Annotated in this window: 19 protein-coding genes, 2 tRNA genes and 1 pseudogene; 11 read left to right on the forward strand and 11 right to left on the reverse strand. The window is 47.1% G+C overall.

The genetic code is table 11. From position 1 onward, the window contains the following. Nucleotides 1-256: pseudogene (locus B5D35_RS17645) on the forward strand (IS5/IS1182 family transposase); the annotation flags it as partial. A 264-nt stretch (nucleotides 257-520) separates the two neighbouring features. Here B5D35_RS17645 and B5D35_RS17650 read toward each other — a convergent pair. Both B5D35_RS17650 and B5D35_RS17655 read right to left on the reverse strand, forming a co-directional pair. Continuing rightward, complete coding sequence (locus B5D35_RS17650) at nucleotides 521-1,423, reverse strand: helix-turn-helix domain-containing protein (RefSeq protein WP_170915215.1); 903 nt, start codon at nucleotides 1,421-1,423, stop codon at nucleotides 521-523. Nucleotides 1,424-1,513: 90 nt separating this feature from the next. After that, nucleotides 1,514-3,058 (reverse strand): amidase, encoded by a 1,545-nt coding sequence (locus tag B5D35_RS17655; RefSeq protein ID WP_244556649.1) that lies wholly within the window; start codon nucleotides 3,056-3,058, stop codon nucleotides 1,514-1,516. Between the two features lie 408 nt (nucleotides 3,059-3,466). Between B5D35_RS17655 and B5D35_RS17660 the strand changes: the two genes are divergently transcribed. Then, nucleotides 3,467-4,231, forward strand: a complete 765-nt coding sequence (locus B5D35_RS17660; RefSeq protein WP_078753851.1) for a helix-turn-helix domain-containing protein — start codon at nucleotides 3,467-3,469, stop codon at nucleotides 4,229-4,231. Nucleotides 4,232-4,406: 175 nt separating this feature from the next. Beyond that, a complete protein-coding gene (locus tag B5D35_RS17665) occupies nucleotides 4,407-6,446 on the forward strand; it encodes a VIT and vWA domain-containing protein (RefSeq protein ID WP_244556650.1) in 2,040 nt (679 codons plus the stop codon). A gap of 49 nt (nucleotides 6,447-6,495) precedes the next feature. On the opposite strand, the gene B5D35_RS17670 is transcribed toward B5D35_RS17665, so the two are convergent. The 4 genes from B5D35_RS17670 to B5D35_RS17685 form a co-directional block, all read right to left on the reverse strand. Next, nucleotides 6,496-7,236: an SDR family NAD(P)-dependent oxidoreductase gene (locus B5D35_RS17670; RefSeq protein ID WP_078753853.1), complete on the reverse strand. Its 741-nt coding sequence runs from the start codon at nucleotides 7,234-7,236 to the stop codon at nucleotides 6,496-6,498. Nucleotides 7,237-7,269: 33 nt separating this feature from the next. Further along, on the reverse strand, nucleotides 7,270-7,959 hold the full coding sequence (locus B5D35_RS17675; RefSeq protein WP_078753854.1) for a hypothetical protein: 690 nt from the start codon (nucleotides 7,957-7,959) through the stop codon (nucleotides 7,270-7,272). A gap of 134 nt (nucleotides 7,960-8,093) precedes the next feature. Beyond that, nucleotides 8,094-8,744 (reverse strand): response regulator, encoded by a 651-nt coding sequence (locus B5D35_RS17680; protein ID WP_078753855.1) that lies wholly within the window; start codon nucleotides 8,742-8,744, stop codon nucleotides 8,094-8,096. Nucleotides 8,745-8,777: 33 nt separating this feature from the next. Continuing rightward, nucleotides 8,778-10,154 (reverse strand): cache domain-containing protein, encoded by a 1,377-nt coding sequence (locus B5D35_RS17685; protein WP_170915216.1) that lies wholly within the window; start codon nucleotides 10,152-10,154, stop codon nucleotides 8,778-8,780. A 236-nt stretch (nucleotides 10,155-10,390) separates the two neighbouring features. Here B5D35_RS17685 and B5D35_RS17690 point away from each other — a divergent pair, with 236 nt between their 5' ends. The 3 genes from B5D35_RS17690 to B5D35_RS17700 all read left to right on the forward strand — a co-directional run bounded on the left by B5D35_RS17690 (nucleotide 10,391) and on the right by B5D35_RS17700 (nucleotide 13,428). Further along, the gene (locus tag B5D35_RS17690) at nucleotides 10,391-11,446 is read left to right on the forward strand and encodes a TRAP transporter substrate-binding protein (RefSeq protein WP_078753857.1); all 1,056 of its coding nucleotides are present in this window, start codon (nucleotides 10,391-10,393) and stop codon (nucleotides 11,444-11,446) included. Between the two features lie 64 nt (nucleotides 11,447-11,510). Continuing rightward, nucleotides 11,511-12,056, forward strand: a complete 546-nt coding sequence (locus B5D35_RS17695) for a TRAP transporter small permease subunit (protein ID WP_078753858.1) — start codon at nucleotides 11,511-11,513, stop codon at nucleotides 12,054-12,056. Beyond that, on the forward strand, nucleotides 12,043-13,428 hold the full coding sequence (locus B5D35_RS17700; RefSeq protein WP_078753859.1) for a TRAP transporter large permease: 1,386 nt from the start codon (nucleotides 12,043-12,045) through the stop codon (nucleotides 13,426-13,428). Before B5D35_RS17695 ends, B5D35_RS17700 begins: the two co-directional genes overlap by 14 nt. A gap of 69 nt (nucleotides 13,429-13,497) precedes the next feature. Here the strand turns inward: B5D35_RS17700 and B5D35_RS17705 are convergent, their stop codons facing one another. The 4 genes from B5D35_RS17705 to ltaE form a co-directional block, all read right to left on the reverse strand. Beyond that, nucleotides 13,498-15,873 (reverse strand): Lon protease family protein, encoded by a 2,376-nt coding sequence (locus B5D35_RS17705; RefSeq protein ID WP_078753860.1) that lies wholly within the window; start codon nucleotides 15,871-15,873, stop codon nucleotides 13,498-13,500. 168 nt (nucleotides 15,874-16,041) lie between these two features. Continuing rightward, nucleotides 16,042-16,809, reverse strand: a complete 768-nt coding sequence (locus B5D35_RS17710; protein ID WP_078753861.1) for a 3-hydroxybutyrate dehydrogenase — start codon at nucleotides 16,807-16,809, stop codon at nucleotides 16,042-16,044. Nucleotides 16,810-16,902: 93 nt separating this feature from the next. Next, complete coding sequence (locus B5D35_RS17715) at nucleotides 16,903-17,844, reverse strand: DUF808 domain-containing protein (protein WP_078753862.1); 942 nt, start codon at nucleotides 17,842-17,844, stop codon at nucleotides 16,903-16,905. Between the two features lie 79 nt (nucleotides 17,845-17,923). Continuing rightward, on the reverse strand, nucleotides 17,924-18,934 hold the full coding sequence (gene ltaE / locus B5D35_RS17720; RefSeq protein ID WP_078753863.1) for a low-specificity L-threonine aldolase: 1,011 nt from the start codon (nucleotides 18,932-18,934) through the stop codon (nucleotides 17,924-17,926). A 142-nt stretch (nucleotides 18,935-19,076) separates the two neighbouring features. Between ltaE and B5D35_RS17725 the strand changes: the two genes are divergently transcribed. Beyond that, nucleotides 19,077-19,808 carry a sulfite exporter TauE/SafE family protein gene (locus B5D35_RS17725; RefSeq protein WP_078753864.1) on the forward strand — a complete coding sequence of 244 codons (732 nt, stop codon included), beginning with the start codon at nucleotides 19,077-19,079 and terminating at the stop codon, nucleotides 19,806-19,808. Between the two features lie 66 nt (nucleotides 19,809-19,874). Here the strand turns inward: B5D35_RS17725 and B5D35_RS17730 are convergent, their stop codons facing one another. Then, nucleotides 19,875-20,918, reverse strand: a complete 1,044-nt coding sequence (locus B5D35_RS17730) for an ABC transporter substrate-binding protein (RefSeq protein WP_078753865.1) — start codon at nucleotides 20,916-20,918, stop codon at nucleotides 19,875-19,877. 375 nt (nucleotides 20,919-21,293) lie between these two features. Here B5D35_RS17730 and B5D35_RS17735 point away from each other — a divergent pair, with 375 nt between their 5' ends. From B5D35_RS17735 to B5D35_RS17750, 4 genes are all read left to right on the forward strand, one after another. Further along, nucleotides 21,294-22,577, forward strand: coding sequence for an NAD(P)/FAD-dependent oxidoreductase (locus B5D35_RS17735; protein ID WP_078753866.1), 1,284 nt, complete (start codon nucleotides 21,294-21,296; stop codon nucleotides 22,575-22,577). A gap of 120 nt (nucleotides 22,578-22,697) precedes the next feature. Continuing rightward, nucleotides 22,698-23,294: an alpha-ketoglutarate-dependent dioxygenase AlkB family protein gene (locus B5D35_RS17740; protein ID WP_078753867.1), complete on the forward strand. Its 597-nt coding sequence runs from the start codon at nucleotides 22,698-22,700 to the stop codon at nucleotides 23,292-23,294. Nucleotides 23,295-23,463: 169 nt separating this feature from the next. Continuing rightward, nucleotides 23,464-23,537 (forward strand) — tRNA-Cys (locus B5D35_RS17745). A gap of 3 nt (nucleotides 23,538-23,540) precedes the next feature. Then, nucleotides 23,541-23,616 (forward strand) — tRNA-Gly (locus tag B5D35_RS17750). Nucleotides 23,617-23,618: the final 2 nt, after the last annotated feature.

Below are 23,618 nucleotides of genomic sequence, written 5' to 3' on the forward strand. Positions count from 1 at the left end.
CTGGGAACAAGGACACCCTCGCAATTTAGCAGTAGGTTGTCAAAAGCTCTACGGCTCCAACAAGAAGTGGAAAAAGCGGTATGGCTATCACAAGCGCTCACTATCAGAGACAGCAATGTACCGAGTAAAACAGCTGCTAGGTGGGAAATTAAGCCTAAGAAATTACAATGCTCAGGTTGGCGAGACTTACGCTATGATCAAAGCGCTGAACAAGCTTACAGGACTGGGTATGCCTGAAACTCAGTATATTGCTTAAGAACCGAACAACTTTAGGCTGCCATGTCTTCCAACCGAATTAAGCAACAAAGCCACATAAAACTACAATCTTTCGCATAGCCTTTCTCCTGAACAGCTGACCTGATTATGGCTATAGAAAATTGTATCTGTGTTGCCTCCAGGGTCATCCTTTATCGGAAATAGTTATAGATATTGCAGTAGTCTTCTCTAAATTTTGTAATGAACTGAAATGTAGACAAATTGTAGTCATTTTGTCTGTCCCCGACATACTTGCGTACGATAACTAAGACAGGATCAGAGATGCGGGCGCTTGTCCTGTCCAGCGTCTAAAGGCGCGGCTAAATGCGCTGGGGTCAGAATATCCCAGTGTATAGGCCACGGACGTGACATTTTCTTTGCCACTGAGTAACAGTGTTAGGGCTTTTTCCTTTTTAAATCTGTCCATGAGCTGTTTTGGGGTGACGCCTTCGGCATTGAGTTTGCGCGAAAGAGAACGTTCACTCATATTGATAGCCTGCGCGATAGTAGCCAATGATATGGCATCCAACGGCATATTCTGCATTACACAGATGACGTGTTGAGACACCAACTGCTGTCTTATTGTCAGCAGCTCATTGTTGGCAAGTGTCATTGATGACTGATAAAGAGCAGGATTAGCGAAGCGGCAACCTTTATTTAAGATGTCCTTGGTCAGGAACAGGCGTCTGACTGGATGGCCGTTACTGATCGTGCAATTTGATAACTCAGACAGTTCTTGAATGGTATGATTGTCAACCTGAAATTGCATCAGTCCTAGCTCGAAAGTCTGCTGAGTCCTTCCCAATGCCTCTCTTATCATCCGAATAATTAACGCGAAAAAATACACCTGGCTCAAGGCGGAGGAGCGCTCTTCTGTGGCGATATCTTCGTGATCCAACAACCACAACTCTGCGTCACCATTGGGTTGTATGGCTAAGTGCAATTTGAGCATCGGGTTGATCAACGAAAATAGTTCCGACAAGGTTGTTAACGCATCTTTGAGAGTACATGCAGAGTGAAAGGCGAGTGCGCTCGGGCCGATATCCAGCAACTCAATGTTTGCGACGGCCTGAAATAGTGGGGCAAGGGTTGGGTGCTGATCGAACCGAGTAGCAATACAGGATTCTATCTGCCGCAGTACCACTCTATTGGTTGTGTGTACATTCACACTTGGTTCCTCCCCTGTGGTTGTGTGCGAGATCGCCCGCAACCAATATGCAGGAAGGAGAGCGTGTGCGTGTTTTTCTGGGGTCATGGCTTACACATATATTGGGGCTTTCTTATGGGCCCAAGGTTTCGCTTCTTCAAGCTGATACGCTAATTCAAGCAGTAATCTATCATTGCCTCTGGCAGCAGAGAAATGACTTCCTACCGGAATGCCAGAAGGTGTCCAATAGAGTGGAACGGACATTCCTGGATTGCCCGCAACGTTTTCAACGGGAGTATAAGACATGAGTTTTTCAGAGCGTTCCCATATTGTTTTTCCGCTGTGAGTCTTTTGGTCAAAGTAAGCTAAATCAGGTGCAATAATTGAGCAAACAGGTGTCAGCCAAACATCGACATCCGCAAAGAATGTATTGTTATGTTGAATCGCAAATTGGTGGCACTGTGCGACTGCGTCGGGGTACAAGTTCGGGTGTTTTCTCACTCTCGATTGCATCTCTCTAGCGAGATAGGTGACGTTCTCGCTGACCTTTTCTGGCATAGACTCTAGCGGCTTACCCATTCCATCAAACATGTCCGCAAAGGCTGCCATTTTGTTGCCAAATACGCCCATATAGTTCCAAAGGAAATCATCATTGTTAGTGACAGGGTGTTTAACTTCTATCACCTCATGCCCCAGTTCACCCAGTAACTTCACCGTTGAGTAGAAGGCTTTTCGCGTTTCGATATCAGGCTTTGCGCCAAACAGGTCTTCCAATGTAACAGCAATGCGGAGTTTTCTTCTCAGTGGCTGGGTAACAAAACCTGTTGCTGTGCGGGAAAAAGGCGTATCAAAACCATCTTTGGTGTGGTTTTCCGTGAGGGACACTGCCAAAGCCGTGTCTCTGACTGAACGAGACATAAAGGATTGATGGGTAAAGTCTTCGTTTGTGTTCCCATTGCTCAACCCCGTGATCAACTGATCGCGGCTGGGTTTAAAACCAAAAATGCCACAAGCAGATGCTGGCATACGCGATGAGCCGCCACCATCCGTAGAATGAACGAGTGGCACGTATCCGGCAGCAACTGCGGCCGCACCACCGCCAGTCGATGAATGAACACTTTTAGTCAGATCCCAAGGGTTGCGTGTGGCCCCATAGAGCGGATTTTGCGTACAACCTAAGGACATCATCTCAGGGATGTTGCTCATACCGATGTTGATGAGACCTGCATTTTCAGACGCGCGGACAAACCATGATGTTGCTTCTGGCTTTCTGCCTTTGTTGAGGATCGAGCCATTGGTACTCTCAACGCCTCTGACGTCAACACAGTCTTTCACCAGAAAAGGTACACCGGCAAAGGCCGAGTTTATATTGATGGTTTCAGCGCGTTTTAGCGCATCATCAAAACAGGTAGCAACCACGGCATTAACCTGATCGTTGGTTTGTTTTATTTTGTAGATGGCTTCTTGTATCAGCTCTGTTGGGCTCGTCTTTTTCGCGCGAACGAGGTCAGCCATGGCAATGCCATCCAACGGTGTCCCTGCTAAGGTATTTGTCGCCACAGTAGCGCTTGATTTTGCTCTGGCAATGGGAGAGGTTAGAACCGCGGCTGATGCTGCTCCCGCGCCGAGTGCTTTAAAAAAATCTCTACGTTTCATGGACATTACTCTATCTGTGGGCATGTGGTTATTCTACCGAGATAGAGAAATAAACGAATGATAGCGACTGCCATCGATCATACAATTCTTGCCAAATTGCGAGGTGTCTATCGATGACATTAAAGGGGCTGATGTTTGCGCCGCTCGGCATGATTGGTCTAGTTGGACGTTATTAAATGAGAAGCTGGTGAGTATGAAAATAGACTGGTGAAGGGGATTCTTGAGCGTGAACCTGATATTCAAAACGTTGCAATCAGGTGTTTCGTGTTTGATTGTTTTTTGACTGAGACAGCAAGCTTGGGTGACGCCTACCGTTTCTTTTTGGCATTCAGGCTTTATTGCAGTTAACGTGGCGTGAATGATTGCCGGTGACACCTGATGGTGTTTAGGTATTTGCAAGGAGGCGCTATGGCAGAATGTGAACAGCTTATTCAAACACTAAAACAGCAACTAAAGCTCAGAGAATTGCAGTATCAAGACGTTGCAAAAGTACTGGATCTTAGTGAGGGGTCAGTAAAGCGGCTGTTTGCGAATAGCGGCAGTATTAGCCTTGAGCGGTTGGCGTTGATTTGCGAAACGATAGGGCTGGAAATGTCCGAGTTGTTTAAGCTGGCATCGGAAAACGCAACGCATCTGACACAGCTTACTCAGCAACAAGAAGAAGAACTGGTGGCTGATAAGGCCTTATTGCTTGTCGCCGTCTGCATTACCAATGGTTATCGCTTTGAACAGATCTTGGCGCAATATAACCTTTCTGAGCATGTGTTGATCCAAAAGCTGGCGCACCTTGATCGCCTGAACGTCATCGAACTGCTTCCCGAGAACCGCATTAAGCTAAAGATCTCTCCGTCATTTCATTGGATTGCGGGTGGGCCGATTCAACAGTTTTTCCAACAGCAGGTGATTCGCACCTTCTTTAGTACCTCCTTCTCGGGTGATGACGAAAAACTTGTCATGTCTACGGGGCTCATGTCTTTGCCTTCGAATCACAAGTTTCAGCAGAAAATCCAGCGTTTGGTGGGGGAGTTCTATGAAGCGTGCAACAGTGATAACGCATTAACGATGCAACAACGTAATGGTACGTCGATGGTGATTGCCATGCGACGATGGACGTTTCCACTGTTTGATGAATTTGAGGAAAAGCCTTCAGATACAACGCATTCGAAAAAATAGTCTCATCTGATAAGACGTGGCGTATCATCATACGTCACTTTCACTGTATGCCTTTCTCTGCACGCTTCCTTGTTGCAAGCTCATGTCCAAAGAGCCAGATGCTCTTCTGTTAGCGAAGCAAAGGAGGCACCAAATGCGACCGATAACCTCAGTTCGTTTCTACGCAATTTTTGTCATGCTGCTGGCTCTATTGAGCAGCATGTTTATGCCACGAGCACAGGCAAGTGGATTACTCAAACCCGTCAACAGTACATACCAGGATCTTACGATCCAAACTCACCATGTGGATGTTGTCATTGAAGATGGCTATGCAACCACGTCCATTGAGCAAGTCTTCTATAACCCAAATGATGATGCCCTTGAGGCGAATTATTCTTTTCCTGTCCCCAAAAAAGCCGTGGTCGGAGAATTTATCTACTGGATTGACGGTACGCCTGTGATTGCAGAGGCGGTGAAAAAAAAAGAAGCCCGCGAAATCTATGAAGATCAAAAAGCCAAAGGCAATGCAACGGCGATAACGGAAAAGGATGACTTCAAAACATTTGAAATGCGGGTGTTTCCTGTTCAGCCGAAACAGACTGTAAAAGTGCGATTGGTCTACCTTCAGGATGCTTTATTGGATCACGGCATTGGCCGATATGTATATCCGATGGAAGAGGGCGGCGTAGATGAAGAGAAAAACAGCTTCTGGACGCGCAATGATGCAGTAGAGCAAGCATTTACATTCAATGTGACCCTACGTTCTGCTTATCCGGTTGATGGCGTAAGGTTACCTTCGCACCCGAACGCAGTCATTACTGAAACACCCGATGGTGAACACATTCAATGGCAGGTGTTGCTGTCTAATCAGCAGAGTACTGTGGTTGAAGAAGGAGAGGCGAATACTGGGCAAACCGTAACACCTGTTGCGCGATTGGACCAAGATGTCGTGTTTTACTGGCGTTTGCAAGATGGTCTACCTGGACGACTTGACCTCGTGGCATATCGTGACCCGAGCATCTCCAGTAAAGGTACGGTGAAACTCACCTTTACGCCGGGTGATGACTTGGTGCCTGTAACGCAAGGAAGAGATTGGGTATTTATTTTGGATAAATCTGGGTCGATGTCGGGTAAATACAGCACGCTGGTGGAAGGGGTTCGCCAAGGGCTTGAAAAGCTGCCTCAACAGGATCGTTTTCGCGTCGTGATGTTCGATAACAGCACCTACGATTTGACCAATGGCTTTCAGCCCGCCAACAAAGAAAATGTCAATCAGGTACTTGCTGCCATCGAAAATGTGCAGCCGGATAATGGAACTAACCTCTATGAAGGCATGCAGGCTGCATTGAAAAAGCTCGACCAAGACAGACCAACAGGTGTTGTATTGGTGACAGATGGTGTCGCGAATGTGGGCGTAACCGCGAAGCGTAAGTTTCTAGAGATGATGGTAAAACACGATGTTCGCTTGTTCACCTTCATCATGGGGAACAGTGCCAATACACCACTGTTAATTCCAATGACCAAGGTATCGACTGGGGTGGCAACCTCGGTGTCAAACTCGGATGACATCATCGGACACCTGATGAATATTTCAAGCAAACTGACTCATCAGGCATATCGCAACGTTTCTGTAGATATCGATGGTGTGAAAATTAAAGACCTCACACCTGAGGAGATTGGGTCTCTATACAGAGGCGAGCAGTTGGTGATGTTTGGGCACTACTTTAAAGCAGGAAAAGGGAAAGTGACGTTATCGATGGATGTAGAGGGAGAAACGCGCCGCTACACCACAGATGTGATGCTCCCGGAAACGGCTACGCGCAATCCTGAGCTAGAAAGGATGTGGGCACTTTCTGCGATTAAGGATCTTGAGGCGACCATGGATTACTTTGAGGAAAAAGATAGCGATACGGAGTCTGCCATTGAAGATATCGCACTGGAGTACGGTCTACTAACAGATTACACCTCACTGCTGGTGGTCGAAGAAGATGTGTTCGCACAACTGGGCATTGACAGAAAAAACAAAACGCGTGTGGAGACAGAGCAGCAAGCAAGGACTCAGCGTAAAGCCGAAAAAGTGTCAACAAGTCGTGCAGACGCGAAACAGCCGATGTTTAGTCAACCAGCACCAACGCATTCAGGTGGAGGCAGTGGTGGTGGTAGTACAAGTGGGCTGGTGATTTTAGTATTGGGACTGTTGGCATTTGGCAGGAAATTGATCGTGGCTGCAAAATAAACGACGTAAAACGGGAACAGCAAAGGCCGCACATTGCGGCCTTTATTCGTTAGCTCAAACTGAGGCCGCCATCTATGACCAAGGTGTGGCCGACAATGTATCCCGCCTTCTCTGAACTTAGCCAGAGGATGGCACTGGCTATTTCTTCCGGTGAAGCAAAGCGGCCACTGGGGACTTGCCTAGAAACAGTTTCGCGAAGGTTGATGTCGAGCTCTGCTTGCTGCTGCTCCCAGCGAGGTGTCCATGTCACTCCCGGCGCGATGGCGTTGACGCGAATACCTTTACGGATAGCTTCAACGGCAACTGAGCGGGTTATTCCCTCGATCCCGTGTTTAGCCGCGGAATACATAGCAGCATTGGGAGTGGGACGGATACCGTTCACGGAACTTAAATTCACAATGGCACTGCCCTCAGGCATTAAATTCAATTCATACCGCAGGCAAAGAGCGTGGATCCAAAAGTCAGTGACCATTGTGCTATATAATGCATCAATCGGCACACTCGCGAATTCACCGCGTGATTCGAGTTTTGGTGATGCGTTATTGATGGCAATGTCTAAATGGCCATAGCTTTCACGGATATACCCAAAGAATCGGTCGGTTTGATGAACGTCTTTAAGATCGACAGGAAGATAATCGACAGCCGAGAGTTCGGGATGCATCGCCAGCGCGTGGTTCCATTTGTTTTCATCTCTAGAACATGAGATGACACGATAACCTGCTTGTTGAAACGCAAGGACGGTTTGAAGGCCAATACCACTGCTGCCTCCGGTCACAAGAACAATTTTCATGTGTGCTCCGGCTGAACATAGGGGGAAACTTGGCTAGCGGTGCATGAATATGTCGTCCAGCATCAGTTTTTGTGTGCTGCGGACCTTTTTGTTTTCTTCGTGTTCGTCTTGAAATTGCTGCTCGCCAAGCATGATCAGAATGTCAAAGAAATACCGCACGCTACCTCTTTGATTATTCATCACTTTAAGCATAGCATCACAGAATCTGTCTGAGTCATTCGACGTCAAATCTGAGGCAATTTTTCCAATTTGTTGGCAACAGTGAACAGTTCTAGCTCGATCTAGCGTGTTGGCATAACTAATACAGCCCATCCACTCATCGCTTCTCAGTGCGTCCCAAATTTTTGTCGACACGATAGCGCGGTTTTCCAATGGTGTGATGGAAAGGGCTTTTAGGTAGTACTGCTGTCGGTTCGTTTTTACCTTTTCCTGTATCCGTGGCGATTCTACGAACGAGCGCGTTAGCATAGGCATTGTCATTAGGTAAAGCAGTAGTGTCAGGGACAGTGTCGCAACGAAAAAAATGTCTTCGACAAGGCCAAAGTAATAACAGACAACACTTGTTAATGAAGAAAAAACCAGAAAAGCGAGAGAAATAACCAGTCGGGCATGCCAGCGAGCCGTAGAAACATAGTCCGGCATATTGCTGTTCAAGGCCTGTAAAGAAATTCCTCTGAACTCCAAAGAGGGAAGTTGGGGTATCGGGAATTGCTCCTGGTGCACGGTAATATTCTCCGTCTCTGGGGGGTGGATATACTCTAGCTGATTCTATGAAAAAATCGCTCGACGATGTCAAAAATATTGAAAAATGTCTGATAATTCTGTTAGTTAACGTAACAAAACGTGGGTGGCTATCGTTATACTTCACTGTTTTGCTTCACCCAGCCTTGTTCCATGGCGTATTTTACAAGTCCAGCGGTTGACGTTACGCCCAGTTTTTTCTTTACGCGAAGACGATGGGTTTCGACGGTTCGAACACTGATGTTCAACTCACGTGCGATGGTCTTGTTGCAGGCCCCATTTGCAATCAGTATCAACACATCTTTCTCTCGTGGTGTAGGGGTATTGTCGTCATTTTCTGGCTTTTCAAGCTCCGTCATGCTCTCCATCAACGTTTCAGATACGCCTGCGCTGAAATAGGTGCCGCCGCCCGCAATAACATCCAGTGCCTGAACCAACTCTTGAGAGGAGACATCTTTCAATACATAGCCTTTTGCGCCGCCGCTCATTGCTGCCAACACGTACTCTTTGTTGTTGTGCATACTGAGAATTACAACTTTGATTTGAGGTGCTTTTTCCCGCAATTCGTTTAGGACGTCCAACCCTGTTTTATTCGGCATGGTAATGTCAGTTAGTACAATATCGGGCTTTAGCAATAATGCTTGAGTGAGCGCCGTTTTACCGTCATTCGCGGTGCCGACAATATCGAATTGTGTTTGTCTAGAAAGCCTTTCTATTAGGCCATCTTGAAGCAGGACATGATCATCTGCGAGCAGTAGCGTTGTCATAGAACTTCTCCCTTACTTTTCTAGCCATAGCACTTAGTGAATGAAGGGCAAAATCGCCCGAACCTCTGTGCCTTGATTTAACAGGCTGCTAATCGAAAAAACACCGTCGAGATTCTCGATACGTTCGCGCATATTCTTTAGTCCCATTGAGTGGGTTGTAGCGGTTAGTCTATGCTCCTCGAACCCCACGCCATCATCTGCAATTGTCAGCACTATTTCCCCTTCTTCTTCCTGAAGAATCATATCGACGGCTTCGGCTTCGGCCTTGGCATGTTTCTCGGCATTGTGAAGCGCCTCTTGTGCTACCCGATAGAGGGTAACTTCTGCTGATTTCGATACGTGTTTCATGTCGATATGGTGGTCAAATAGCACCTGCATACCTGATCGTAAGGACACTTCTTTAGCGAGGTCTTCCAATGCAACCAAGAGACCGAGGTCATCCAATAGCGCAGGTTTAAGATCTTTCGATATACGGCGCAATTCGGTGACGGCCATATCCAACGTGTCTTGCCCAAGTGCGATATTCTGGTTTAGCTCTTCTTGTGTCTTGGCTTCTTGAATGTTGTCGAGTCGGTACTTAACCGAAACGAGCATTTGATTGATCCCATCATGTAATTCACGCGCAATGCGCGTTCTTTCTTCTTCCTGCGATTCAATCAGTTGTCTGTTTAATGTTTGCAGTTTCTTGTTTGCCAACTCGCGTGCGTTGATATGAATACTGGTCGCAAGGCTTGCCATAATTCCAATGGTAATAACCAATGCGATGCTGAGGCCGATGAAGGTTTTACTGATCGTCTCTGCAATTTTCCGGTGGACGGAAGTCACTTGGGTATCGATGTCATCAATGTACACGCCAGTCCCTACCATCCAGCCCCACTTCTCTAACCCGATGGCATAGCTTAGTTTCTTAACTTGCTCTTTTTTAGAGGGTTTGTGCCAGTAGTAATCAACGTAACCGCCACCTTGTTGAGCGGTTCGAATCAAGGCTTGGAGTAACTTAAATCCTCGTGAATCTTCAACTTCCCATATGTTTGTTCCGACCATTTCGGGTTGGTAGGGGAGTACAAGATTGGTACCGTCGTATGTGTAGGCGAAGAAATATCCGTCTTCACCATAAGTCAGTTTATTGAGAATATCGATGACCGCTTTTTGTGCTTCGGCGTCATTTTCGTGGGCGGCATCATAAATTGGTGAAATAGACGCTCGTGCCAGTTCTACGTATTTCAGCAACTCTTGTTTTTTTGATGCCAAGGTTTCAGAACGAATAACATTGGCTTGATTATTAGACAGTGAGTCTGACTGAATCATCACAAGCCCAATAATAAGCCCGAACATCAGCAGCAAAGGGACCATGGTCAAGATAAGGATCTTGACGCGTAATGGTGTATTTATGCCAGAAAAAGTAGTCATGATTTAGACGCTCAAAGTGACACATTGTGAAAAGGGTACGTAGTACTACGTAGGCCTAGTACGTATTGCTATGGACACTAAGTCCGTTTTCTAACTGATATTTTTTTTATGGTAGTGGCGATAGGCTGAATGGTAACAAATATTTAACAGCGCAAAAATGCTGTCATCCTCAACCTAAAACAGCGGTAACAATAAATGATGTAATTCAGTGATACCGCGCAGCCAAGGAGTGGACAATGAAACTGTCAGCCTCGAATACCCTCAAAGCCCTCACGCTCGCAACACTGAGTTTTTCCGGCGCAGCACTTGCGGATAAGGTTTTGTTAAAAACCCCCATTGCGTTTGGTACACATTTACCTGCACTGGGAACGCCGATTAAGTGGGTCTCAGAGCGCATTGAGCCAATCTCAGGCAATACCATTCGTATGAAAGTCTATGAGCCGGGTAAGTTGGTCGCACCACTGGAAATTCTGGATGCTGTATCAAGCGGTAAAGTGAATTCAGGGTATGCAACAGCCGGATATTGGCAAGGGAAAATGCCAGCAGCCACGCTGTTCTCTGCAGTACCTTTTGGCCCTGAGGCACCGGAATATATGGCATGGCTCTTCTACGGCAATGGATTGGACTTGTACCAAGGCATGTACGACGAAGCGGGCTACAACGTGAAGGTACTGCCTTGTGCCATCATCTCCCCGGAAACCTCCGGTTGGTTTAAAAAGCCCATTGAAAAACCGGAAGATCTGAAAGGTCTGACAATGCGTTTCTTTGGCCTTGGTGGACAGGTGATGGAGAAACTGGGTGTAGGTACGGTTCAATTGCCGGGTGGTGAAATTTTCGGCGCTCTGGAAAAGGGGGCTATCGATGCCAGCGAGTTCTCTCAGCCCGCTATCGACCAACGCCTTGGCTTTCACAAAATTGTGAAATACAACTATTTTCCAGGATGGCACCAACAAGCCACCTTGTTTGAATTGCTGATCAACAAAGACACGTGGAACAAGATGGATGAAGACCAGCAGGCTGCGGTTGAAACGCTCTGTATGGCTTCAATGACCAACTCCATTGCGGAAGGTGAAGCAATGCAGTTTGAAGCGATGCAAAAAGCGCAGGAGCAAGGTGTTGAACTTCGCTACTGGAATGAAGAAATGCTGGATTTATTCCAGAGCACATGGCTAGACGTGGTGGAAGAACAGAAACAAGACCCTTACTTCGCGAAAGTATGGAAAGACATGTCTGATTTCCGCCAAAACTACGAAATCTGGGAGTCTAAAGCTTTCTTACCGCGTTCTAATTGATGTCTTTAAGTTTTTGGGCGGCGGGATGCCGCCCATTTTTTCAACTGGGTGACGGGAGTTTGTTATGACCCAGCCTTCTCATCCACCGCCTCTTTCTTCACCATTAGCAGATAGCATTGAACACGTCGTTCGACTCGTTGGCCGTACGTTTGCGTGGAGTTATCTGGTGCTTGTCTTGGTGATCATTGCGCAGGTGGTGCTTCGTAAAGTCTTCAATAATGGCCAAATTGCGCTCGAAGAGTTGCAATGGCACCTCTACGCCATTGGTGTGCTGTTTGGTTTGTCGTATGCCGAAATCACGGGCACCCATGTCAGAGTTGATATTTTCTATCATCGCTTTACGGCAAAAGCCAAAGCGTGGGTAGAAGTGGTCACAGTGCTCTTTTTTGTTTGGCCATTTATGTACGTCATCTTTATTCACTCTTTGGACTTCGTCTATGAAGCGTGGCGAGTCGGGGAGCGCTCCAATGCGCCATCTGGCTTACCTTGGCGTTGGCTGATTAAATCAGCGATACCGTTCAGTGCGGCATTATTGGCATTTGCCAGCTTGGCGAGGTTGCTTCGAGCAATGGCCGTTATTCGTCAGGGAGGTCAGCATGGAAGCGAATGAGATCCTTATCCTTGCAATGTTTGGTAGCTTTATTCTGCTGCTGTTTTTGGGCATACCGGTTGCGTGGGTGCTCGGCGGTGTCGGCGTGGCATTTGCTGTTATTGGCTACTATTCAGACATTTATTTGGACACATGGACGGGGTTAGATTTCACGACCCTAGGGCTGGTGGTAAACCGCCTCTTTAAGATCATGGACAATTGGATCTTGGTCGCGCTACCCATGTTTATATTTATGGGGAATATGCTCGATAAATCGGGTATCGCAGACCGTCTGATGCATGCCATGCAAGCGCTATTTGGTCGTGTGCACGGCGGTTTAGCAATAACAGTGATGGCGATAGGAATTATTCTAGCGGCCTCCACGGGCATTATTGGCGCCTCGGTTGTGCTGCTGGCAACCATGTCTTTACCTGCGATGATGAAACAAGGCTATAACTTGCCTCTGGCATTAGGAACGGTAGCTTCTGCTGGCACGTTGGGCATTTTGCTTCCCCCTTCCATTATGCTGGTGATCATGGCTGATCAGCTTGGTTTATCCGTAGGGGACTTGTTCATGGGGGCAATGTTTCCTGGGCTCATGCTTGGTGCGATATATATTGTTTATCTGCTTATCATGGGGGTAGTGAAATCCGATTCGTTGCCGTTACCGGAAGATGCAAAAGGGGTTGATTGGGCCGTTATTGTCAATGTGGCGAAAGCAATTATACCGACCTTCATGCTGATTTTTGTTGTTCTTGGCTCTATCTTTGCGGGAATAGCAACGCCGACAGAAGCCTCTGGGGTAGGGGCTTTTGGCGCAATGTTACTGGCCATTTATTACAAACGCTTTTCGCTTTCCGTGTTGAAAGACGTATTGATGGACAGCTACAAAACCACGGCCTATATCTTTGCCATTTTTATCGGGGCGACTTGTTTTGCATTGGTGTTGCGAGAGCTTGGCGGTGATGAGTTTATTGAGAGTGCATTTGAAGCACTTCCGTTCGGTCCGTATGGCGTTGTGGCATTTATCTTGTTGGTTATTTTCCTTCTTGGCTTTTTCCTTGATTGGATAGAAATTACGCTGATTGTGTTACCGCTGCTTGCACCCGTTGTCCTTAGCTTGGATTTGGATATTGGTATGTATCCGGGGCTAGATAATCCTGAAATGGTGTGGTTTGTGATGTTGGTGGCGATGGCCTTGCAGACGAGCTTTTTAACGCCACCTGTCGGTTTTGCTCTGTTCTATCTTAAAGGCGTGTGCCCGCCAGAGGTGAAACTGATGGATATCTATAAAGGTGTGGTGCCATTTATCCTGCTGCAACTTATCGCGTTAGTGATGCTTGTATTCTGGCCTCAACTGGTACTTTGGCTGCCGTCCATCGCTTATGGATAGATGCCAACATCAACGTTTTTCTTAGCAACAAAAAGCCGACATAACGTCGGCTTTGTTTTTTCGCTGCCATCAGGCTTTATTTGACGCTTTCCTCAATGCATTTAACGTTTCTGCGGCTTTGTGTAGCACGGTATCAAGTTTAAACTTACCCCTGCTGTCCGCTTTTCCTGTTGTCATGCCAGTGAACAGCTCGATGGCTTCGCTGACATGATCAATGGCGTAGATGTTGAACTTGCCTTTTTCGACTGCATGAATGATGTCTTTTCTCAACATGAGGTTATGGACATTGGAAGACGGAATAATCACACCTTGGGTCGATTTTGGTCCTTTGATGGTACACACATCAAAGAAGCCTTCGATCTTCTCATTCACACCACCGATTGGCTGAGATTGACCAAATTGGTTCATCGATCCGGTTATCGCCAAATCCTGCCGCAGCGGAATACCTGAAATGGCTGAAATCACAGCACAGAACTCCGCCATAGACGCACTGTCACCATCCACGCCGCCATAAGACTGCTCGAATGTCAGTCGTGTAGTTAGCGGGATCTTCGCCGTTTTACCTAAAAGCGAAGACAAGTACGCAGTCAGGATCATCACCCCTTTTGAGTGAATATTCCCCCCCAGTTTTACGCTACGTTCAATATCTAATACTGCGCCTTCGCCGAACGACGTGGTGGCAGTAATGCGATTGGGAGCCCCAAAGCTGAAATCGCTGGTCGATAACACAGAAAGCGCATTCACTTGGCCAACGGCTTTGCCTTTGGTGTCGATCAGCGTTGTGCCGTTGGTAAAGCCTTCCATTACATGATCACGCAGTCGGCTTACACGCATATCACGGCTGGCAAGGGCTTTTTCAACGTGGGACGCCCGCATTACGTTGGCACCTGTGCTTTTCGCTTGATAGTTGGATTCGCGCAGCAAGTTGGCAATATCGGCTGAGTGCAGAGAAAGCTTATCTTGGTCGCCTGATTGACGTGAACTGTGCTCGATGATGCGCCCAATAGCACCCTGATCACAGTGCAGAAGCCCGTTGTCATGACAAATGCTGGAAATGAATTTGGCATATTTCATCTCGGTGTCGTCATTCCTTGGCATGTCATCTTCAAAGTCTGCAGTAACCCTGAACAGTTCGCTAAATTCTGGATCGTAGTGTTGTAGCAGCATGTAGGTTTGATAATCACCAAACAGGATGATTTTGAGATCCAATGGAATCGGTTCTGGCTCAAGCGAAATAGTGCCGCTTAGTGTGACTTCACGTTCCAGTGAACTGAGGTTCGCTTTTCGGGAGCTGAGGGCACGCTTCAAGCCGTCCCAGACATAAGGACGCTCTAGTATTTTGACCGCATCAATCAGTAGAACACCACCATTTGCTCGATGAATGCTGCCAGGGCGGATCAACGAGAAATCCGTGAATACAGTACCTTTATACGTGGCGTTTTCCACATAGCCAAAGATACTGTGGTAAGTCGGGCTGTCTTCTACAATGACAGGCGGCACTTCATCATTTTGACTGACGAGTACATTGACTTGGTAGCGACGCGGTAATTTCTTATCCAATGCTGCATAGGCGAGCGCGGCTTGTTCTTCACTTTCTTGAAGGAAGATATCGAGATTCTCAAGGATGTCACTTTGCATAGCCTTGAGGTACTTCTTCACTTGAGGAAGGTCGCTGTAGATCTCAATCAAAGGGGCGATGAGATGGCTAACAACTTCGGAAGCGACTTCTTCGTCAAGCTTCTGCTGCTTGTCTGCGTAGTGCTCTTCCCACTCAGTCAGCTTTCTCACTAAACCGCGAAGTTGAATCTCCAACTCTCGAATGGCGATATCGAACGACTCTTGTTCTTTAATCGAAAGCGCATCAAACGTTTCTTCGGTATGCGGCTCTTCACCATTAAGCGCAATAAATTGGTAGTCACCGGAAGCGGTGATAGACAGGCTGATGCTCTGTGCGTTCGCTTCCTGACTCAGTGCCTCCAGAGCGCCTTCTTGTTGCTCACTCAGACGATTTTTCAGCACATCGGCACGGGAATAATACATTTCATTATCGAATGCCATTGGCAGAGAATTACTCATTCTACCCATCAGCTTTTCGATGTCCTTTTTCAGTGCTAACCCGCGTCCTGCGGGAAGTTGAAGGACTGTCGGCGAGCGAGAATCCTGAAAGTTGGCGACATAGCACCAATCAAACACAGGATGGGTGTATTGCCATTGGCGATTGAGGTATCGCATCACCATGGTGCGCTTACCCAAACCATTCTGACCAACCGCGTAGATGTTGTAGCCTTTTTCCTTGATGGACATGGCAAACTCTACGGCTTGACGAGCTCGCTCCTGACCGACGATTTCATCGAGTGGTTCTAAATGCTTGGTTGATGTGACGTTGAGTTTGCTCAATTTAGAAGAGCGATAGAGCTTCTCACTAGATAAAGGCTTATAAGGCATGGGCGCTCTCCTTGCTCGTGGGGATATCTTTTATTCAGTGTAGCGTCGTTAACTTACTGATTTTGAGATAAAGAGTGGAGGATCTGCTTGCAATGTGGACTAGCGCACTTATTTGAGTATTAACTGTTCAATAAGTGCGCAATCTTTTCAATGGTGGGTCAATGGTGCTTAGGTTGCTGTCCACCCGCCATCGATGGCAATGGCTTGTGCTGTGATGTTTTTCGCGGAAGGAGAACTGAGGAAAAGCGCGGTATCTGCCATTTCGCTAAGGGCAATGAAAGCTTTTTTCGGCATGGGTTTGAGCATTATGGTGTTAATGACCTCTTCTTCCGATATTTGGTGGCTTTCCGCCTGCGCTGCGATCTGATTTTCGACCAACGGCGTTTTGACGTAGGAAGGACAGAGTGTGTTAATCGTGATGTCGTGCTGGGCACTTTCTAACGCGATGGTTTTTGAAAAGCCCAGTAATCCATGTTTGGCAGATACATAAGCGGATTTGTAGGGGGATGCGACAAGGCTGTGAATCGAGCCTACGTTGATAATTCGGCCAAAATTTTGGGCGTACATTTGAGAGAGAAAAGCGCGCGTCATCATCGCCGGTCCAGTGAGAAGAATGTCGATGATCAACCGCCATTTGTCTTCCGGAAAAGCCTCTAAGGCTGAAACGAATTGGATGCCAGCATTGTTAATGAGTACGTCTACCGGGGCGTCTACACGTTGAGGGGCAGAGGCGATGTGTTCGGAATTGGTTACATCCAATATGATGCCTTTCACGGAGACATCATATTGGTGACGTAATGTATCGACTGCCTTATCAAGCGCGTCTTGATTGATGTCTGACAGGGTGACTCGATAGCCTTCCCGGGCGAATCCTTCCGCCATGCCAAATCCAATTCCGCTGGCTCCGCCAGTGATCAAAACGTGTTTTGTCGACATAAAAGCTCCCTTACTCGTGGTCATTTTTTACACTAAGACTCTGTGAGTCAAGCAGCAATCCGTAGAAGTACGCAATTTGGTCAAAGTTAGACGTTACTGCGTTTTCTTTGGTTTCAGTTTTCCAACGATATTGACAATAAACACCACTAAAACGCCAGCGAGTAAACCGATTATGCCGTTAAGTAGCGTAGGAAGCAGGGCAGAAATAATAGCGCCGACAGAAGGAATAAGCGCCGTTTCCTGTGCTGCATCGGTGATCAGTTCAGAAAGAACATGCAAGCCGTGAGTAAGAATGCCGCCACCCACAAGGAACATCGCGATGGTGCCAACAAATGACAGTGCCTTCATTAGCCAAGGAGCAAAGGCGAGTAAACCTCGGCCAACACCTTTTGCAAGGGCCGCGCGCTTTTTACTCAGGTACAATCCAACATCGTCAATTTTGACAATAATGGCAACCAGCCCATAAACCCCAACTGTCATGATAAACGCAATTCCAAACAGTGTGATCACTTGCGTTAGGAAATCGCTTTCTGATACCACGCCAAGCGTAATAACGATGATTTCTGCGGAGAGTATGAAGTCCGTCCTAATCGCGCCTTTTACCTTCTGCGCTTCATAGTCTGCAGCATTGAGTGTGACCGCGTTATAGTCGCTCGGTACATCGCTAATCGGTGCAGTGTCAGTTCCGTGCTCTTTTTTATGAAAGAAACTATGAATAATCTTTTCTGCACCTTCAAAGCACAGAAATAAGCCACCGAGCATTAAAAGTGGTGTTATTAACCAAGGGGCGACAGCGCTGATTGCGAGTGCGGCAGGCACGAGGATTAGTTTATTGAGCAAGGAGCCTTTGGCGACGGCCCAGACAACCGGGAGTTCTCTGTCAGCTTTTACGCCTGATACTTGCTCTGCATTGAGCGCCAAGTCATCACCCAATACACCGGCCGTTTTCTTGGCGGCGATTTTACTCATCAATGATACATCGTCGAGTATGGTGGCAATATCATCTAACAGTGTCAGTAAGCTTGCACCGGCCATAGGGGCTCCTTCTTGAGTGACAAAAAATCAGGGGCGGATAACCGCCCCTAATTTGCATTCATTGTTTATATAAATGAAATTATAGCTGCTGCTCAATGGCGGACAGCAAGATGTCGATGTCTTCCTTTGTGACGTCTTTGTGAGTCACAAAGCGCATGGCTTTGTACGAAGGAGACACGAGAATACCTTGCTCTTTTAACACGTTGGCAATCGCACGGATATCAATATGCTGTGCAACATCAGCGTAAACTATGTTTGTTTGCACTGGATAGATAAACGTATTAAACCCCGGGATCGCACCAAGATTTTCTGACAGGTAACGTGCGTTGTCGTGATCATCTTTGAGACGTTCTACATTTTCTGTCAGAGCCATCATGCCAGCCGCCGCTAAAATCCCCGCTTGACGCATACCGCCACCGACCATTTTGCGAAGGCGGCGAGCACGTTGTATGTACTCAGCATCACCCAGTAACAGAGAGCCAACGGGTGCCCCCAATCCTTTTGACAAGCAGATAGTCATAGAATCGAAGTGCTTGCTGATGTCTTTGATATCGATATTCAATGCGACACTTGCGTTGTAAACACGTGCCCCATCGAGGTGGAGTTTTAGGTTATGCGTGTTAACGAACTCGCGCGCTTTTGCCAGATAATCCAAAGGAAGTACTTTTCCACCAATGGTGTTTTCAAGGCTAAGCAGCTTGGTACGAGCAAAGTGAACATCATCAGGCTTAACGGCGGCAGCCAATTTTTCAAAGCACAATGTACCGTCTTTATTGTTCTCAATAGGCTGTGGCTGAACAGAGCCTAAAACCGCCGCGCCCCCCGCTTCATATTTGTAGTTATGGGCTTGTTGACCGCACAAATATTCGTCACCACGGTCACAATGTGCCAGAATACCTAGCAGGTTTGCTTGCGTTCCAGATGCAGTAAATACAGCCGCTTCGAATCCATGACGTTCCGCCGCCCACGTTTCCAGTTCGTTGACAGTCGGGTCATCTCCGTAAACGTCGTCGCCGACAGGCGCATTAGCCATGGCTTCGCGCATTCTTTGGTCTGGCTGCGTCACCGTATCTGAACGAAAATCAATCATTTCTATCTATCCTGATTACTGCGTTGATCTTGCTTTCAGATTACTCTGCTTCGTTGAAAAAGTAATTACAAAACAGCGCGAATTACGATGATGTCCTTATGTTGAGTCAATCAAATTAGCCTTACAAAGGGGGAGGTGAGATTTGGATCAATCGTGGTTGTTTATCTCTTTGGCGTGTCTGGTGACGGGCTTTTCCAAGTTTTCCATTGGCGGCCTGGGGCTCGTTATTCTCCCTTTGATGATGTTGGCATTTCCGGGGCCAGAGGCTTTGGGCGTAATTGTTCCACTGTATTTACTGACTGACTTGATTGCTGTCATGACGTATCGACAGAACGTGAATTGGCGGGTGCTAGCGAAATTGCTGCCATTTGGTGCCGTTGGCGTCGCGGTTGGTACGTTAGTCCTTGGCAGTATTGACCCTTCGACGTTTATCACCATTCTGGGCGTACTGATTTTTGCACTGCTTGGTTTGTCCCTTTGGCTGGATTACCACCCACTTCCCATTTTTACTCATCGCTATGCCGCGAGCGTTGCGGGTACATTGTGCGGGCTCATTGGTGTACTGGCCAACGCGGCGGGGCCACTCATGGGGCTTTTCTTACTTGAACAAAAAATGGAAAAATCTGGCTATATCGCCACGAGGGTGTGGGCGTTTATGACGCTCAACTTTTTGAAGCTGATTGGTCTTGTCAGCTTGGGTTTGATTAACTGGGACACGCTGGAAGGAAGTGCGGTAGGGTTACCCGCTTTATTTCTTGGTATGTTTTTGGGACACAAGTTGTTTGCGAAAATATCTGCTGATCAACTCAAGCTTATTGTTCGCGGTGCGATATCACTCAGTGCTGCGCATTTGTTGTTTTTCAAATCCAATTGAAACGACGGTAGTTGGATACAAAAAACCGCAGCGTTGGCTGCGGTTATTCTTTGCTTTAATAGAAACTTAGCTTTTTAACAACTGCCAATAGCGGTTGTAAATTGAAACAGCCTCACCAACATCATTGGTGAATTCACCTTTTTCTACGTCTGCGTCAGACGGGAAAATCATGTTGTTTTCGGTGTATTCAGCCGTTAGCTTTTCTTTCGCACGCTTACTTGGTGCTGGGTAGCCTAACTCTTCAACCATTGCCGCTTGGTTCTCTGGACGGTAAAGGAAGTCGATAAACGTATGTGCAAGGTCAACTTTTTCCGCACCTTTTGGAATAATAAAGTTGTCCATCCACATGATAGAGCCTTCGCTTGGGTAGACGTACTCAATGGTTTCCATTTCGGCTTTCGCTAAATATGCGTTACCGTTCCACTGCTGACCAATTCCGACTTCGCCAGTCACGAAAGGTACGTGTGGTGCATCTGAATTGTAAACCACCACATTCGGACGCAGCGCTTTCAGCATTTCGTAGGCTTCTTTGATTTCAGCTTCGCTGGTGGTATTGATGCTGTAGCCTTTGGCTTTCAGCGCCATACCGAATACGTCGCGTACGTCATCTAGCAGCATGAGTTGGCCAGCGAACTCAGGTTTCCAAAGATCTGCCCATTTGGTGACATTGCTACCGTCGACGATATCGCTGTTGTAGCTGATGCCAGTAACGCCCCAGATGTAAGGCAGAGAGTAATCGTTATTCTTATCAAACGGCTGACCCATCAGGCCTGGAATGATGTCTTTGACATGTGGGATCTTCGTTTTATCGATTTTCGCCAACATGCCTTCGTTACTCATACGTTCAATAAAGTACGTCGATGCGAACGCAAGATCGTACCCTTTTCCGTCAAGCAACTTCAGCTTGGTATACATGGATTCGTTGTTTTCAAACGTCGAATAATTCACTGTCACATCATATTCTTTCTCGAACGCTTCAATCACGTTCATGGGCATATACTCTGCCCAGTTATAGATGTTTAGTACTTCGCTGTTTGCAGAAACATTGAAAGACACAGTTGCGGTAAGTGCGATGCTCGCCGCTTTCACCCCTTTAAGATATTGGTTCATTTGTTTTAGTCCTTAAGCGGTATACCCAAACTACCTTAAGGCGCAGTCCCCCTGTCCTGGGGAACAGCCTACGGGCTAAGAGGCGCAGCTCCGACGTCGATCCCTTGACGTCGATATTAAGCTGCAACCATCGGCTTAACCCGTCATTCTCAGTGAAAAGCACCTTGAGGTAGTTTGGGTAGATACCAAGCTGAAAATAGAGCGCGCATAATCAGAACAAGTAACTAATTAGTCAATGAAAACTTCCGCACAAATAGTAACAATTTGTGCCTGCATCACACCTTGCATAATCTCCTTGCCAGCAGTAAGGGTTGGTGCGAATATTCGCGCAATTTTTTTTCAATTTAACTTTGTCTTGTAGGATGAAATCGCAAAATGGCGAAAGAACACGGGTATATCGATAGCTATTACCAAGCAACAGCAAACGTATTGCCTGAGCAACCAGAGCTCACAACTGATATTCAAGCAGATGTTTGTATTATTGGTGCAGGATTGACCGGCACAAACGCCGCAATTGAATTGCGCAAGAAAGGCCTGAGTGTTGTTGTACTAGAAGGGCAGCGTATCGCTTTTGGTGGGTCAGGCCGTAATGGTGGCCAAGCGTTGGTGGGTTATTGCTTGGGTCTGCGTGAAGTAGACGAAGAGTACGGTCCTGAGTGGGGCAAACAGCTTTGGGATCTCTCTGTCGAGTCTATCGATATCATTCGCGAACGCATTAGCGAATTCAACATTGATTGTGATTTCCAAGAAGGTTACATCGAGCTGGCATTGAATAAAGGCCAGGAAAAAGAACTGAAATCTTGGCATGAACTGAAACACGGCCGATACAACTATCCTGTCGCTCAGTGGTGGGATACTGACAAAATTGATGAAGTTGCGAATACACGTCGCTATTTGGGCGGTTTGTTCGATCCGAACAGTGGTCACGTGCACACGCTGAACTACACGCTGGGTCTGGCTCAGGCAGCGATTTCAGTGGGTGCTGAAATTTACGAAAACAGCCCAGTGATCAAGCTTGAAAAAGGCGCAGGCGTAAATACCGTGAAAACGGCGAAGGGTAGCGTGAAGGCGAAGCAGGTTCTGCTGGCATGTAACGCGTACTTAGATGGTCTGCACCGTAAGGCGCAATCAAAAGTCCTGCCTGTTGCTTCTTATATTGGTGTAACCGAGCAGCTGGGTGATCGTCAGCCAATCACAAACAATATGGCGATGTCAGATTTGAATAACTGTCTGGACTACTTCCGCTCAACAGCAGATGGTCGCATTTTGTTTGGTGGCGTAAACCACCCATTCAACGGTGAGTACCCAGATAGCCAAGAGCGTCTTCGTCAGCGCATGTTGAAAGTGTTCCCACAACTGGCAGACGTGAAAATGGAATACCACTGGGGTGGTCTATTCGCGGTAACGCGCAGCTACATGCCGGAAATTCGCCATTTGGGCAATGATATTTACACTGCACACGGTTACACAGGCCACGGTGTTGGCCTGACTAACATTGCCGGTCGTGTTGTTGCTGAAGCAATGGCAGGCCAAGCGGGTCGCTTTGACGTGTTCTCTCGCATTGACCATGGTTGGATTCCAACGCCGGAAGTATTGCGTAAGCCTGCACTGGCAATGGCGATCTGGAAAGCAAAAATGGAAGATGCACTGGCGAAGTAATCTTTGCTATCAGTAATCTTGCAAATAGAAAGGGTGGCATTGGCCACCCTTTCTATTTTTACGGAGAGTGCGCTTCTAACTCCTCTTTGATAACGTAAGAACAAAGAAAAGGGGATTGGGATGAATCAAGGTGATCTATTTGAAGAAGTGGGGTGGATAGATATTCCAGATGGTCTGCTTTATTGGCAGCCAGATTTTATTTTGGCGGAGGAAGCCAAATCCCTGTTTTCTGTCTTATCTGGTTCTCTCCCATGGCAACAACTTCCCATTAAAATGTACGGTAAAGAGGTGATGCAGCCGAGGTTACAAGCGTGGTTCGGCGAAGCGTATACTTATTCCGGTCTTACCTTGTCACCTGCTAAGATGCCGGAACCGCTTAAACGGTTGCAACAGAGGTGCGAGGTTATTGCTGATAGTTCGTTTAACTCTGTTCTCGCCAATTTGTATAGAGACGGGCTGGATTATATGGGGTGGCACCAAGACAATGAACCCGAACTGGGTTTATCACCTTCTATTGCATCAGTAACGCTTGGAGAAACGCGACGTTTTGTTTTGCGTCATTTGCGGTCAGGGGAAAAACGGGAATTTGAGTTAAATTCGGGCTCCTTGCTCATTATGGCGGGTAAAACACAAATTTATTGGCAGCACTCAGTACCCAAAACCACTAAAGCTAGGGGACCGAGAATAAATCTCACATACCGTCATATCAATTTTTGAATAAAAAACAGCACGAATAAGCGACGATATGGTCGATTTATATCGCCTTTGGCGTGCATTTGAGCGAATAGACATTAATTTCAAAAAATAGTGTTGACTAGATCACGTGAATCCGTAGAATGCGCACCGTACCGCAGAGGAAGGCAACTTACCGAGGCGGAACAGAGAAGGCGCGTTGGCAGAGTGGCTATGCAGCGGATTGCAAATCCGTGGACCTCGGTTCGACTCCGGGACGCGCCTCCATTTGCGACACTAGCTCAGCTGGTAGAGCGCAACCTTGCCAAGGTTGAGGTCACGAGTTCGAACCTCGTGTGTCGCTCCAAA

It is taken from the genome of Enterovibrio nigricans DSM 22720 (assembly GCF_900167155.1).
GTDB lineage: Bacteria > Pseudomonadota > Gammaproteobacteria > Enterobacterales > Vibrionaceae > Enterovibrio > Enterovibrio nigricans.